This is a genomic window from Diplocloster modestus (assembly GCF_019042245.1).
Taxonomy (GTDB): Bacteria; Bacillota; Clostridia; order Lachnospirales; family Lachnospiraceae; genus Diplocloster; species Diplocloster modestus.
The window spans coordinates 38932-52729 of sequence record NZ_JAHQCX010000020.1 but is presented as its reverse complement, the minus strand read 5'-3'; the positions used below and the strand labels follow the sequence as shown (position 1 = coordinate 52729).

At 47.2% G+C, this 13798-nt stretch carries 14 protein-coding genes and 1 tRNA gene; 6 read left to right on the top strand and 9 right to left on the bottom strand.

Annotation, left to right across the window (positions count from 1 at the left end; translation table 11 throughout):
• Window positions 1-57: 57 nt before the first annotated feature.
• Window positions 58-1776: an oleate hydratase gene (locus tag KTH90_RS21310; RefSeq protein ID WP_158353014.1), complete on the bottom strand. Its 1719-nt coding sequence runs from the start codon at window positions 1774-1776 to the stop codon at window positions 58-60.
• A gap of 210 nt (window positions 1777-1986) precedes the next feature.
• Here KTH90_RS21310 and KTH90_RS21305 point away from each other — a divergent pair, with 210 nt between their 5' ends.
• The gene (locus KTH90_RS21305) at window positions 1987-2235 is read left to right on the top strand and encodes a hypothetical protein (RefSeq protein WP_158353016.1); all 249 of its coding nucleotides are present in this window, start codon (window positions 1987-1989) and stop codon (window positions 2233-2235) included.
• Here the strand turns inward: KTH90_RS21305 and dhaS are convergent.
• Window positions 2220-2780 carry a dihydroxyacetone kinase transcriptional activator DhaS gene (dhaS, locus tag KTH90_RS21300; RefSeq protein WP_158353018.1) on the bottom strand — a complete coding sequence of 187 codons (561 nt, stop codon included), beginning with the start codon at window positions 2778-2780 and terminating at the stop codon, window positions 2220-2222. The genes KTH90_RS21305 and dhaS overlap by 16 nt on opposite strands.
• Before the next feature lie 173 nt (window positions 2781-2953).
• Here dhaS and KTH90_RS21295 point away from each other — a divergent pair, with 173 nt between their 5' ends.
• A complete protein-coding gene (locus tag KTH90_RS21295) occupies window positions 2954-3844 on the top strand; it encodes a VIT1/CCC1 transporter family protein (protein ID WP_158353020.1) in 891 nt (296 codons plus the stop codon).
• Between the two features lie 93 nt (window positions 3845-3937).
• Here KTH90_RS21295 and rpe read toward each other — a convergent pair whose 3' ends face one another.
• On the bottom strand, window positions 3938-4609 hold the full coding sequence (gene rpe / locus KTH90_RS21290) for a ribulose-phosphate 3-epimerase (RefSeq protein WP_158353022.1): 672 nt from the start codon (window positions 4607-4609) through the stop codon (window positions 3938-3940).
• A 207-nt stretch (window positions 4610-4816) separates the two neighbouring features.
• On the opposite strand from rpe, the gene KTH90_RS21285 reads away from it, so the two are divergent.
• Window positions 4817-5197, top strand: a complete 381-nt coding sequence (locus KTH90_RS21285) for a CidA/LrgA family protein (RefSeq protein WP_158353024.1) — start codon at window positions 4817-4819, stop codon at window positions 5195-5197.
• 3 nt (window positions 5198-5200) lie between these two features.
• Window positions 5201-5878 carry an LrgB family protein gene (locus KTH90_RS21280; RefSeq protein WP_158353026.1) on the top strand — a complete coding sequence of 226 codons (678 nt, stop codon included), beginning with the start codon at window positions 5201-5203 and terminating at the stop codon, window positions 5876-5878.
• A 29-nt stretch (window positions 5879-5907) separates the two neighbouring features.
• On the opposite strand, the gene KTH90_RS21275 is transcribed toward KTH90_RS21280, so the two are convergent.
• The 4 genes from KTH90_RS21275 to KTH90_RS21260 form a co-directional block, all read right to left on the bottom strand.
• On the bottom strand, window positions 5908-6375 hold the full coding sequence (locus KTH90_RS21275; protein WP_158353027.1) for a hypothetical protein: 468 nt from the start codon (window positions 6373-6375) through the stop codon (window positions 5908-5910).
• Window positions 6372-6785, bottom strand: a complete 414-nt coding sequence (locus tag KTH90_RS21270) for a DUF2871 domain-containing protein (protein WP_158353029.1) — start codon at window positions 6783-6785, stop codon at window positions 6372-6374. Before KTH90_RS21270 ends, KTH90_RS21275 begins: the two co-directional genes overlap by 4 nt.
• A 188-nt stretch (window positions 6786-6973) precedes the next feature.
• Complete coding sequence (locus KTH90_RS21265) at window positions 6974-9118, bottom strand: diguanylate cyclase (RefSeq protein ID WP_158353031.1); 2145 nt, start codon at window positions 9116-9118, stop codon at window positions 6974-6976.
• A 14-nt stretch (window positions 9119-9132) separates the two neighbouring features.
• Window positions 9133-9483: an Hpt domain-containing protein gene (locus tag KTH90_RS21260; protein WP_158353033.1), complete on the bottom strand. Its 351-nt coding sequence runs from the start codon at window positions 9481-9483 to the stop codon at window positions 9133-9135.
• Window positions 9484-9781: 298 nt separating this feature from the next.
• Between KTH90_RS21260 and KTH90_RS21255 the strand changes: the two genes are divergently transcribed.
• A complete protein-coding gene (locus KTH90_RS21255; protein WP_238727450.1) occupies window positions 9782-11719 on the top strand; it encodes an EAL domain-containing protein in 1938 nt (645 codons plus the stop codon).
• Between the two features lie 155 nt (window positions 11720-11874).
• On the opposite strand, the gene KTH90_RS21250 is transcribed toward KTH90_RS21255, so the two are convergent.
• Window positions 11875-11954, bottom strand: a tRNA-Leu gene (locus KTH90_RS21250).
• A gap of 113 nt (window positions 11955-12067) precedes the next feature.
• The gene (locus KTH90_RS21245) at window positions 12068-12649 is read right to left on the bottom strand and encodes an HdeD family acid-resistance protein (protein WP_238727449.1); all 582 of its coding nucleotides are present in this window, start codon (window positions 12647-12649) and stop codon (window positions 12068-12070) included.
• Window positions 12650-12852: 203 nt separating this feature from the next.
• Between KTH90_RS21245 and KTH90_RS21240 the strand changes: the two genes are divergently transcribed.
• Window positions 12853-13797 carry a DUF4397 domain-containing protein gene (locus KTH90_RS21240; protein ID WP_275061465.1) on the top strand — a complete coding sequence of 315 codons (945 nt, stop codon included), beginning with the start codon at window positions 12853-12855 and terminating at the stop codon, window positions 13795-13797.
• Window position 13798: the final 1 nt, after the last annotated feature.

The window sequence follows — 13798 nt, the reverse complement described above, 5'->3', positions numbered from 1 at the left end:
TTTAAAGTACAAGCATTCCTTACTGTCCTTTTGCTCATCCGCCACCAGCGGTCAGGCCTACCGGTAGGAAGTTTTCAACGCCTCGGCTAATATCTTGGGGTTCTTTTTATAAGGTGTTACGGGGCAGATTTTTTTGTGGGTTACATTCATCAGGGTGTAAACAGCGATTCTGGCTGCGCGTACTGAATATTCTTCGGTGAACACCATATCCTCGGGAATCTCAACGAACTGGCTGATCATGGCAAAGTTCGTGGAGCCTTCCGGAACTACCTTCGGGCGGTCGGACATCTTTCTGGGCTGGAACTGGGAATCGATGTAGGGCATCATGCAGGGAATAACATTGACCACGGATTCCATGATCTCATCGATCTGATCCTCCATGTGCAGGTGATGCAGAAGTTCGGTCAGCATCTCTTCGCCGGTGCATTCCCGCATGGGCTTCTTTACATAATCGCCGGTATTTTCCGTGTAAAGGCCGTATCCCCAGAAAATTGTGGTATCGATAGGCTGGTTTCTAAAATGCGGCTGGGCGGCTACAACAATACTCATCAGCCAGCTGGAGTCTTTGAACGTCATAAGGGCGCCGGAACCGGGAATGTTTCCGGAGTAGTCTTCGATCATCTTCAGAAGCTTGTTGCCCTTCATTGTGACGGTGAAGCTCTCCCAGTTGGTTTCTTCCGGTTTTCCGAAGAAAGGTTCCGGGTTGCCCAATCCTTCTTTCTTTTCTGCTACTTTCGCCCACAGACTGCCGGAGATAGGATTTTCCGGTTCGTAGGAGGCCGGGGTGTGCAGATCGCCCAGGGTGGCGCAGTCCGTCATACATCCATTGGTCATGATGCAGATATCGCCTTCGTTTACGGTGACGACTTCTTCTTTGGACTCTTTTTTGAGGTGGATCGCATTGACGGTGATCTGGCTTCCCGGTTCAAAATCCAAATCCGTTACGACTGCGTCAGTTACAAAATGGACCCCCTGCTCTGTGAGCCAGGTCTTTAAGGGGAGTATTACAGATTCGTATTGGTTATAGGGCGTTCTGGTCACTCCCTCCAGGGTTTCGATCCTGGAAAATTCAAAAATCATCCGCTCCATATAGCGTTTGAATTCGAACAGGCTGGACCATTTCTGGAACGCGAAGGTGGTCTGCCACATATACCAGAAGTTTGTTTCAAAGAAGTGTGGAGTCTCTTCAAACCATTCCCTGATCGTCATATCATCCAGATCTTCTTCCGGCGTCAGCATCAGTTTTCCCAGCGCCAGACGGTCATCATTGTTGAATCCCATGCCGGACACGTCCTGGATGACACCTTCCTCATCAATGAGGCGGGCCTGGGCATGAGTTGGATGCAGATGATCAAAATTCAAGATTTCCTGAGTCACACTCATATTGGGTTTTTCCAGGGACGGGATAGAGGAAAAGAGTTCCCAGAAGTTCTCATAGGTCTCCTCGTTGAGCATCCGGCCTCCCCGGCACACAAAACCCTGGCCGGGATCACCTGCGCCGTCGTTGCTGCCGCCCAGGATTTTCATTCCTTCAAATATGGTAATCTGATCTCCGGGATAGTTGCAGTCCCGAACCAGATAAGCAGCCCCAGCCATGCTGGCCAGTCCGCCGCCGATGAACCAGGCATGCTGTCCGTTGTAGTCACGGAGCTGCATTTCCGTTCTGGCTTTCTCGTTTTCCATGTTCTCTTTTTCTTTCCTGGCTTTTACCGCCACTGCTGTTGCTCCTGCCACCGCGCCTGCGGCCAGAATTACTTTTTTTAATTTTTTATCCATATCTATCTCTCCTTTTCTTTTGCTTTGATTCGATGGTCACAGTATATTCCATTTTCCAGTTTTCGTCATCATACACTTTTTTTCAGCTGTCGTAAATCCTGACACTTTTCAAATACTGTACAGTTTTTGGACAAATATACGATTTTGTCTATACAAATATGGAAAAATACTGATTAAGATAAAAGTAATTCCTATTGGAGATGAACGAATATGCGTCTGGATAATAAAATAAAAAGTGCCACGCTGGACACGGCACTTAAGTTTATGCTGAATAACAGTAAAAAATCGCTGGATCGAAATGCCAGAAATATACTCGAACTGGGCTGCACCCTGTCTGGCCGGCGGCTCCCGGAAAAAGAAGCCGAGGTCCTCTATCAGGAACTATATCAGATGCTGGCACAGGGCAGTCAGTCTCTGGTCAAAGACTGGCTGATTGAGCAGTTTCACCTGTTTGCATAGATCTCATATCCCAGTTTTTCACTGCCCTGGGCCAGACTTTTAAGCTTTCCGGACAGCTTTTTGGTATCTTCTTTCATTCCGGACTCCACCCAGGCCACCACCACGCCGCAGATCCCATAGGCATAAAACTGAGAATAGAATTTCTTGTCCTCATCCGACAGGCTCTTATCCTCATCCAATTTGTCGATGGCCTCATAAAACAACGTAGCAACGATTTCCAGCAGATATTCTTTGAAATAGCTGTCGTCGTTCTTTATGGTATTCCGGTAAAATTCCTGATCCGCTTTCATGGTGTCCAGCAGATCTTTCAGCTTCTCATGCCAGTTCTCCAGTGTGATTCCGTCCATGACATATAGAAATCCCTCGTTATAATAAATCCAGCTGAGCAGCTCATACTTGTCCTGAAAATGATAATAAAAAGTCTGCCTGTTTAATCCGCAGGCCGAGGTAATATCGCCAATCGAGATTTTCCCGAACGGTTTGGTAAGGGTCAAATCCTTCAACCCCTGAGCGATGGCCTTCTTCGTAATCAGCGACTCTGACATCAGGAAATCATCCCCTTTTCTACTTTTTCTCTTTCCCGCCCCTCTTCTGTGGAAATCCGGGCTGTATTGTGGTAAGATACACCTTAGCGAAGTTTCATGTAAGACCCGCAGTTGCGGTCTGCAGGCGCACCGTAAAGATACCTGCGCAATCGATACATATGAGGAGGATTATCATGTCACAGAATACCCTAAATATTTCCCCAAAAGCGATGGCCGCTCTGAAAACAATGCAGCAAAATGAGCTGACGGAAAGCGAAACCTACCGCGCCATCGCGTCCAGAATGAAAGACAGCAAGAACAAGGATGTGCTGCTGCGATTGTCCGCCGAGGAGAAACGCCATTACGAACTCTGGAAAAAATATACCGGCACCGAGATGAAGCCGCAGCGCTACAAGGTCTGGTGGCGCAAGCTTCTGACTTTCCTTTTAGGTTTTACCTTTGTCATAAAATTAATGGAAAAAGGGGAGGAAGGTGCCCAGGTAAACTACGAAGAACTGGAAAATGAAGTTCCTGAAAGCGCTTTGATCCAGGATCAGGAAAATGCCCATGAAAATGCCCTGATGTCCATGCTGGATGAAGAACGTCTTCAATATGTGGGTTCCATGGTTCTGGGCATGAACGACGCGCTGGTGGAACTGACCGGGACACTGGCCGGCCTGTCCTTAGCTATGCAGAATACCCGTATCATCGCCCTGTCCGGTCTGATCACAGGCATATCCGCCACTTTGTCCATGGCTTCTTCTGAATTCCTTTCCGCCAAAAGTGAGGGGAATGAGAATGCCCTGAAATCCTGTATATACACAGGTATCGCCTATCTGATCACCGTCACGCTGCTGATTCTGCCCTATCTGATCTTCCCGCCCCAGGCGTGGGTCTGGGCCTTGGTCACCATGCTGGCTGCCGTTGTCGTTATCATCGCCGCGTTTAACTACTACATTGCCGTCGCCAAAGACCTGTCCTTCAAACGCCGTTTTGGAGAAATGGCCTGCATCAGCCTGGGTGTGGCGGTACTCTCCTTCGCAGTAGGTCTGATCGTCAAGAATGTACTGGGTGTGGATATGTAAGGACGGCGTTCCAAAGTTTCCTTTCAACATTTGGACCGCCGTATTATTCTTATCAAGAATTCCTATGAACAAAACGATGAAACGCTATTTTCCTTACCGAAGCTCGATGGCTTCTCTGAGCTTCTGGATTCCCAGATCCAGATCGATGTTTTTATTAAAGAAGCTGGAAGTACCAGCGACAAAGATATCGCCGCCTGCTGCCGACATCTTCCGGGCATTTTCAAAGCTGACATTCCCGTCCACTTCTATTTCCACATCATAGCGTCCCTTATCATCCAGGTATCTGCGTACATCCGTGATCTTCTGAAGGGTCTGCGGTATCAGCTTCTGGCCCGCGAATCCCGGATTGACAGTCATCACCAGAACCGCCTTAATATCATCGATCACATAGTCCAGCGCGGAGATTGGTGTGGCCGGGTTGAGAGCCAGCATAGCTTTTGCCCCGGTAGCATTGATCTTCTGGAGCGCCCGCTGCACATGGGCCGTGCTCTCAGCGTGTACCGCCACGTATTCACCGGGTTGAAAATCAAACCAGTCTATTTTATTTTCCGGATTATAGATCATCAGATGTACGTCCAGCGGTATATCACTGGCTTTCCGAAGACTCTTCACATAGTCCGTCCCCAGCATCAGGTTCGGCACAAACTCTCCGTCCATCACATCAATATGTAGATATTCGATTCCATTTTTTTCAAACGCGCTCAGATAAGTACCAATCTCCAACACACCGGAACACATCATGGAAGGGGATATTTTCTTCTTCATATTTACACTCCTCCTTGCTATTTGCTATCATAATTATCCGAATCGTATAACTTCTTACTCTCCTATTTATACTACCATAATCCCCTTTCGTTTGCCACCCCGAAATCTTTTCAAACGATTTAATAAAACTCCGGCGTAAAAAATCTTGAGCTTTGGTCTGAAACACGGTATTATGGGGAAAGAGATTTTTTGAAGGAGCGATTGATTATGAATATTTTGAAGCAGTGCTTTTATCTGCTGCTGATTTGTTTTATCGGGGAGGCTTTTGCTTTGGTGCTTCCGATTCGCTTTCCCGCCAGTATTATCAGCATGGTTCTGTTATTCATACTGCTGCTATTTGGCTGGTGCAAAGAAAAACAGATTCGCGAGGTTTCCGATTTTCTGCTGGCCAATATGGCCGTGCTCTTTATACCGGCCGGTGTGTCTATCATCAATTATTTCGATGATATACGGAATGTATGGCCTGCGCTTCTGGCTATTATTATAATCAGTACGATCGTCACTTTTCTGGTCACGGCTTTTACGACGCAGCTGATGATCCGGCTAATGGCGCGCCGGACTGCGGACACAAAAAGGGAGGGGGAGTAAGCTATGGGCGAACTGACTTCTATGGCTTTGTTTGGCCTTGGGCTGAGCTTGGGCGCATTTGAACTGGGTAAACTGATACAGAAAAAATGTAAAAATCCTGCCGCCAATCCGCTGCTAATCGCCATTGTTCTGGTCATTGCGGTGCTTCAGATCTTCCATATACCATACGAAGATTATGAGGAAGGAGGAAAATTGATCTCCATCTTCCTGGGGCCTGCCACGATCTGCCTTGCGGTCACGGTCTATCGGCAGGTGCGTATTTTAAAAGCCAACGCTCTCCCGATTCTGGTCGGTACGGCCGTAGGTTCCGCTGCATCTATCCTGACAGTCATCGGTCTTTGTTATCTGTTCCGGCTGGATCAGGTATTCCATGTCTCTTTGATCCCCAAGTCCGTCACCACCCCCATCGCCATGGAAATTTCCCGCACTCAAAACGGGATCGTTCCGGTCACTGTGGCAGCCGTGGTTCTGACCGGTATTCTGGGGGCCATGATCAGTCCCCTGCTGATCCGCGTCTGCCGGATAAAAAATCCCGTGGTCGCAGGCGTCGCCATCGGCACCAGCAGCCATGTGATCGGCACCTCAAAAGCCGTGGAGCTGGGGGAGATAGAGGGAGCCATGAGCAGTATCAGCCTGGTGATGTCCGGTATCATCACGGTTATCTATTCTTTGTTTCTATAGTAAAGCGGTTACTTTAGCCAAGCCTCTTTCTATAGTCCGGCGGTTTCTACAGAATCTTTGTCTCTGCAGCCTCTTTGTTCCAGAATAAAATTCACCAGGAAACCGGCGCCGGCCATTAAAAGTGAGGCTCCCAGCCCGGTATAAAAAGTCCGGATACAATGGGGCGGCCAAAGATCTGACTGCCGCAGGAAAATTCCGAACGTCATCATGCCTGCCATGATGCAATAACTTTTCACATCAAAAAAACGTAGAATGTGAATCCTGCTCTGATCGTAACCGGTAATCCGTACCGTATGCTTTTGGATCAGCCGATGGAAAATCAGTCCATAAAACAGCCCAAATACAGCCAATGCGGCAGCCACAGCCAGCGGACTCCAATTCCGGTCCGAAGCGGTAATGCCGATCCGAATAATATTCACACCTGCTGCGAACCAGACCAGACCTGCCACCAGAAGCAGATAGTTTTTGGGTATTTGATAAAATTTTCTTACTGTCATTCTCGTGACCAGCTCCTCAAACTTAAAAATAATAATAGTAACCCGATCCCGGTCAATATGTGTCCAATACCAGCGACACCGGATACCGCTGCGTCCATTCCCCTGGAAATCTCCTGCCCCGTCACCTGCACTACTCCCCTGATCAGCAGCAATACAGATGTCAGAATCACTCCCACATTGTATAATACGTAAAAAACCCGAAATTGTTTACGGCTGTTCAGATCAAACCGGGCTGCAAAAAGTCCGATCACCAGGAACATAACCATCCCCAGCAAAAATAGATGGGTATGTACAAAAGCAAGGCTGGTCCTGCCCTCAAAACCCTGAAACTTCGTGAATTCGCGGTAAAAAACCCCGCCGGCCATAGCGGCTATCGCATAGGCAAATGCCGTATTAATCATTTTTCTCATAAGCTTAACCTCCTTATGACTCTTATACGCTTCAACTTGAACATTGTTCATTATAGTACATAGCCCTATGCTTGTCAAGTAAACTTAAATACAAGGACCGGCCTCCTGCTGCTCCCTGTCTCCCCACAAACAGCGGACACAAAAACCCGGCGGCAGGGTATCTGTCACCGGGTCATCCTTTTTTTCATTTATTCCACATACTCATCCACCCCGGAAAGCATAGTCTGGAACGGAAATCTTCCGCAGTCATCATGATAGATCTGATAGCCATTCTTCCCCAATCTCTTGGACAGATACAGCGCCTGATCTGCCTTATGCAAAAGTGTTCCATAATTATCACCATCGTGAGGATAGCGGGACACTCCCAGGCTGCAGGACAACTGGCAGCCATCGCAATCTCTGCTCAGATTATCACAGATACTCTGCAGCTTTTTTTCCAGCGCTTCGTCGGAGGATATATCCCTTAAGAAGATAACAAATTCATCTCCTCCGATTCTGCCCACCAGATCCGTGTTTCTGCTGTTGGACAGCAGAACCGATACCACATGCTTCAGCACGCTATCCCCGAACAGATGGCCGAAATCGTCATTCACAGATTTAAAGTTATCGATATCAATAAAACAAAGAGCTGCGTGTTCGGTTTTGCCTTCGCTTAAAATCTGGCTGATCTGCTCCTGGATGGCCTTTCGGTTCAGCACCCCGGTTAGCGGATCACTGTCTGCCTCCTTTTGGAGTTTCAGGTTCATACGTTTCTGCTCTTCGATATTAATCAACTTGCCGATATATCCTACACATTCCGCATCATATCCGGCATCCCAGATCGGATAGAGGTAGACTTCAAACCATTCAAATCCATTACCATCGAGATTGATCTCCATCTCCAGCTTGCAGTCCGGTGATGAGTAGGTAATACCGGATATTTTTTCCCGCAGCCTCTCTAAGTCATTCGGCTGCATTTTTTCAGGATCCGTTATAGCCTGGCGCAGATTTTTAATAATCAGATCATTCCCGGTCAGTGTCTGATATTTTTCTGAAAATACCAGCTTATCCGTCTTTATTTCATATTCGAACAGAATCTCTCCCGAGAGCTCGGACATCACGCGGTATTTCTGACGTTCCAGCTCCAGAAGCCGCAGTGTACGATACGAAAGGTCCCCTTCCTGCATCTTCAGGTCCGGCGCTTCCTGTACGTTTTCCTCTTTCGCCTCCGACGGACGGTTTTTTTGCTGTTCCCGCTCTATCTGAGCCTGATCAATACCGTCTTTGAAGGTGGATACGATCTCCAAAAAACATTCCAGCAGTACTGGATTGAAAACTCCGCACTCACCGTTTAAGATCATCTGTACGGCCACATCACTGGAATAGGCCTCCTTATATACGCGCTTACTGCTTAACGCATCATACACATCCGCCAGGGACACTGCCTGAGCCCATATGGGCGTTTCATCTCCAACCAGTCCGTCCGGGTATCCCCTGCCATCCCACCGCTCGTGATGGTGACGGCAAATCTCATAACAGTAATCGTAATAAGTCAGACTCTGCACACTGACCAGCTTCTCAAGGATCTCACATCCTCTGACCGTATGCGTTTTCATAACCTCAAACTCCTCCGGAGTAAGCTTCCCGGGTTTATTCAGGATCTGATCCGGTATGGCGATCTTCCCAATATCATGCATAGCCGCAGCTTCAGAAATATTCTCAACCATCTCATCTGTTAAACCGTATTCCTGATGACGTTTTTTCAACTGGTTCAACAGCATTCTGGTAATAGTACGGATATTGGCAATATGCTGAACCGATTCCGTATTCTTAAATTCGATAATAGCACTCAGCGTATCAATCATCTGCGCGCTGTTTTCCCTCAATTTCTGTGACTGGCGCCGCAGAGTCTCCGTCTGCTCCGCCACCAGTTTTTCCAGATGCAGTTTATAGGTATACTGCTCTATAATATTGCTGATTCGCTGACGGATTATATTTGGATTAAAGGGTTTACTGATAATATCGGCGGCACCCATCTCGTAACCTTTTTGCATTACCGAGTCGGAAGTCTCCGCGGTAATCATGACAACCGGTATCCGGCCGCTCCAATGCCGCCTGACCATTTCCCGCAATACACCGAAGCCATCCATAACGGGCATCACAATATCCAGTAGTATCACTGCCAGAGAGTCCGCATAAACCTCCAGAATTTCTATCGCTTTTTTTCCGTTTTCCGCTTCCAGAACATCATACTCACCGCAAAAAAGTTCACTTAATATTGCTCTGTTTAGTTCAACGTCGTCAACGATCAGGAGTTTGGGTTTTATCGGTCCCCTCGGATATACCCCAGCCATTACTCCACCTCCAGTTAATCGATCTGCCTCAGGCACTGCAGGACAGCGTCATATTCCTCCTGCGCAATACGAAACAGCGGAGTAATCTTTTTATTTTCCCCTTCTCTGACCGCCATAACCATCTGTGCACATATTTCACTCAACTTTTCAAATCCCAGATTCGCACTGACCCCTTTCAGAGTATGCGCACTGGTTTCTACTTTTCCATAATCTTCCATCTCTACATTATTCTTTAATTCCTGAAAGGTCGGATCCTGAGGAAACTTTAACAAATATTTTTTCAGCAGTCCTTCATTCCCTGAAAAACGATATAATATCTCATCATAAGGGAATCCTGCTTCTATCAAAATCTCTTTTAATGCCATATTTTCCTGCTCCTTTCCCTGGATAGTCTGTTTTCATTTTACCTCACTTTTATATAAAAGTAAAACATATTCCTCACATTTCGTGAATACCGGCGAAAAATTGAGGAGAGAATCGCTTGGAGCCGGAAAGAGAAAGGACAGGTGAGGCCTCTGGCCGATCCTGCCTCCGGAGGGCTTCCCATCCCTAAGTGATGCAAGTCCCCATTTACCGCCTAAAATGATTGTGTTTTACAGTAAATCATATTATAATAGTTTTATTATATATAGCACTGATTCATCGGTGCGGGGGGAATCATTTTTGACCTGGAATATAGCAGCAGAAAGTATATCGATCGTTTTTTTGAGTATTATATGGGGATATTCCAGAAAAGGAAGTTTAATCCCAAGTCTGAAAAACAGATGTTTTCAGGCTTGTTTTTTGGTAACATTCTGCGCCATGATCACGAATATCATATCTACCCTTATGCTTCAGAATTATCAGGTCGTTCCGCTGTGGATGATCTGGCTGGTAACCACCGTATATTTTATTTTTACGCCTTTGATGGGGCTGGTTTATTTTTTCTACACGGCAGCTGTTATATATGAGAACCGAAAAGGGCTGCCCAGGGTGATGGTGTTGGCCAGCATCCCGAGTATTGTTTATCTTTTTATGGTCTTTTTGAACCCCATTACGAAAAACCTGTTTAACATCAGTGATAACCGTGGCTATATACAGGGGCCTTTGATTTCTACTACTTATATTCTGTTTTATATGTATTGTATTTTCTGTGTGGTACTGGTACTTGCCAGAGGAAAGTGGCTGAATCTGTCCACTTACCGGATTTTGGCGGTGTTTCCGCTAATCGCTGTTCTGGTTATTATTTTCCAGCAGTTCTTCCCCTCCATCATTTTGACCGGCTCTGCGGCGACCTGTGCGCTTTTGATCATTTATCTATATCTGCAGAACAAACAGATTTCCATCGATTATCTGACTAATATACCCAACCGGCAGGAACTCCTGCATATGATAGAACTGTTGCTGCACCGGCCAATTCGGCCGTCTTTTGCTATCATTGTGATTTCCCTGCGGGACTTTAAACACATCAACGACACGTATGGTCAGCAAAATGGTGATCAGTTTCTGCGTGCCATCTGCCTGTATCTTTCCTCCATATCAGAACCCAGAACACTCTACCGGTTTAACGGGGATGAGTTTGCTATTTTATCTAAAGATTCTTCCCGTGAAAAGCTCGTTCAGCTTACCTCGGCTATTCAGGACCGGATGAAGCTGCCGTGGGAAATTCCCGGGTGTCAATGCACCATCCCTGTGGCCATCGGAATCGCCCGCTATCCGGACAGTTCGAAGAACCTGGAGGGGCTGATCCATGGTATTGAATATGCTGTGTACGGTGCGAAGTCTTCGAACAAAGCCGGTATCTGCTATTGTGATCAGAAAATGTTGAATGAAATTCAAAGGAAGCATCAGGTTGTGGAAATTCTGAAAGAGGTCTGCGCCGACAACAGTTTTGAACTGTATTACCAACCCATCCTCGATGTGGATACCGGACGCTATCTGTTTGCCGAGTCACTGATGCGGATTAACAACACACCGCTAGGACCGATCTATCCCTCGGAATTCATTCCTTTGGCAGAAGAAACCGGTCTGATCGTGGAACTCACCTATCAGATTCTGGACAAAGTATGCAAATTTATCAACCGTCTTGCGGAACAGCATATCGATATAGAACGGATTCACGTTAATTTTTCAGCCATACAATTCTCACAGCCCAACCTGATCGAACGGGTCTGCGAGACGATTCTAAGAAATGGGACTCCCTACTCCAAAATTAAAATTGAGTTTACGGAGAGTGCCATTGCGGACAATCCACAGGTGGTTTCCCATTTTGTGGACGAGATGCATCAACTGGGAATCCGGCTGGGGCTGGACGATTTCGGAGTTGGATATTCCAATCTGGACACCGTCGTACATATTCCCTTTGACACCATAAAGCTGGATAAAAGTCTGGTCTGGTCGGCCACACAGCAGGAGAAATCAGCAATCATGGTAAGAAATATAACCAATACCTTCCTGGAATTAGGTATGAAGGTACTGGCTGAGGGCGTGGAAACGCCGGTACAGGACGCTTTCGTCCGAGACTGCGGAATTAATATGATCCAGGGATATCTCTACGCACGTCCGATCACCGCCGAAGAGACCGAAGAATTTTTACGTTCTTCGTCCTGCCCTGCCCCATAATACGGTGGTATATTCAGTTCTGTCACAGTCTGTCCGTCCGTATATCAAGATTGCTTAAATCATATCGCTTCCCCTCAAACTAGCTCATAACAATAAGGGAACCCGAAAATCGGACTCCCTTATTCTGTGCACATATGATGTGTCGCTCACACTTATGCGGGCAACAGGACTTGAACCTGCACGGTCTCCCACTAGAACCTAAATCTAGCGCGTCTGCCAATTCCGCCATGCCCGCGCAAAACGCTATCCAGATAACGAACAGCGCCGCTTTGATATTATACCATCCTGTACCTGCAAATTTCAAGAGCTATTTTATATGTTTTTTATAATCGTCTCCGGCAGCATTCCTTACTGGTTAAGTACATCATTCATTACCTCTTCCATCTTCTTAAATTCCTTCACCCGTTTGGACACACAATAAACACTCCAAAAACTGGCCGCGCCATCCGCGATCAGGCAGATTCCAATCACGATCACGAAGGTCTTCATGGCACTAAACGGATTGATCAGGAGCAATATCCCCAGTACGGCTACCAGTACGGACACCGCCAGAGCCGTCCACCATTGGTCGTAACCGCCTTTTTTCAGTCCCAGCGCATTTTGGATCTTAATCACAGCTTCCATCAGGAAAAAGATACCTACGATAACCGGCAGTATTGAAGCCACGATCGATGGCTTCGCCAGCGCGAAGACGCCGAATACCAGGCAGATGATCCCTACAAACAGGTCCAGCTGGAAGGTACGGAATTCTTTATTTATACTGAAATATCGAAACAGCTGTACCACTCCGTAAAGAACGGTCATAATTCCGAAGAAATAGCAGACCAGCTTTAGAGACAGGGATGGCCAGATGATCAGCACAATTCCCAATACGATATATAAAATCGAAACCAGAACAAAATGCTTTTTAAAATCTTTTAAAATCTCCATTACACTTCCTCCTTCATGATCTCCCTCAGCTACACGCGCCCAGCGTTCTTTTATTGGCTTCATCATACACTTTTTTGTGTCAAACATCAACCATTTAACGGTCAGTCCGGGCATTATCGTTTGATTTTTTTGCGCTGGTCCGGGAACCAATTGTCTTTTTTCTCATATGATAATAGGAATAATATTATAAGGAGTCTATTTTTATGGAAGAGAATACGAATTACGAAGAAGAGATGCAAAACGAAGAAGAACGCAGAGTCGACCGACCAGTTCCACCGGTCGCACCTGAGGGAGGCGCACCCGTCTTTCCCGGCCCTGATGCAAATATCCCTGTCCCCCCCATTGCACCGGAAGGAGGCCAACCCGTTGAGCCGGGATTCCCATTCCCGAACAATCCCTGGGAGAATATACCTGAAACACCGATCGCTCCGGAAGGCGGCAGACCAGTAGCTCCCGGCCCATTCCCCAGCTTCCCCGGACCGATCCGCCCTAACCGTCCGGGTACCTGTCAGGTACGTTTCCTGAATGCCGCAACCAATAACCTGCCCCTGAACATATCCATTGGCAACCGTATGGCCGCCAGTAACCTGCGCTTCGGAAATATCTCCTCTTACGAAACCATTTCCGACGGCTTCCGCCCCGTCACCATCGTCAGTGCGGTAGGTCCCCGCATGGTCTTCTATAATCAGACGCTGCCTTTTGTCGCAGGGGAAAAGATTACTATGGTAGTGATCGACGCTTCCAACGGCCTGGATCTTGTGCGCGTATCGGATCTGGGCTGCCAGAATATGCCGCGCAACACAGGCTGTTTCCGCATGGCCAATATGTCCTACAATAATTCGGCCTACGATCTGATGCTGTACGGCGGGGATGTAGTATTCACCGACGTGCGCTTTAAAGAAGTTACGCCTTTCAAACAGGCAAGGCCCGGGGAATATGAATTCTATATGACGAACACAGCCCGCTATGGAAACGTGCTGCGTGAAATCCCTGTCATCATCATCTCCAATGTCCGGCCGCCTTTTAATTCCGGCGAACCTCTGCTGTCCTTTGTGACTACCATCAACGCCGGCGAAATGTATACCGCTTATGTCATTGGGAATACCTGGTCTGCGTTCAATCTCAGGGTTGTGATGGTACAGAATTAGG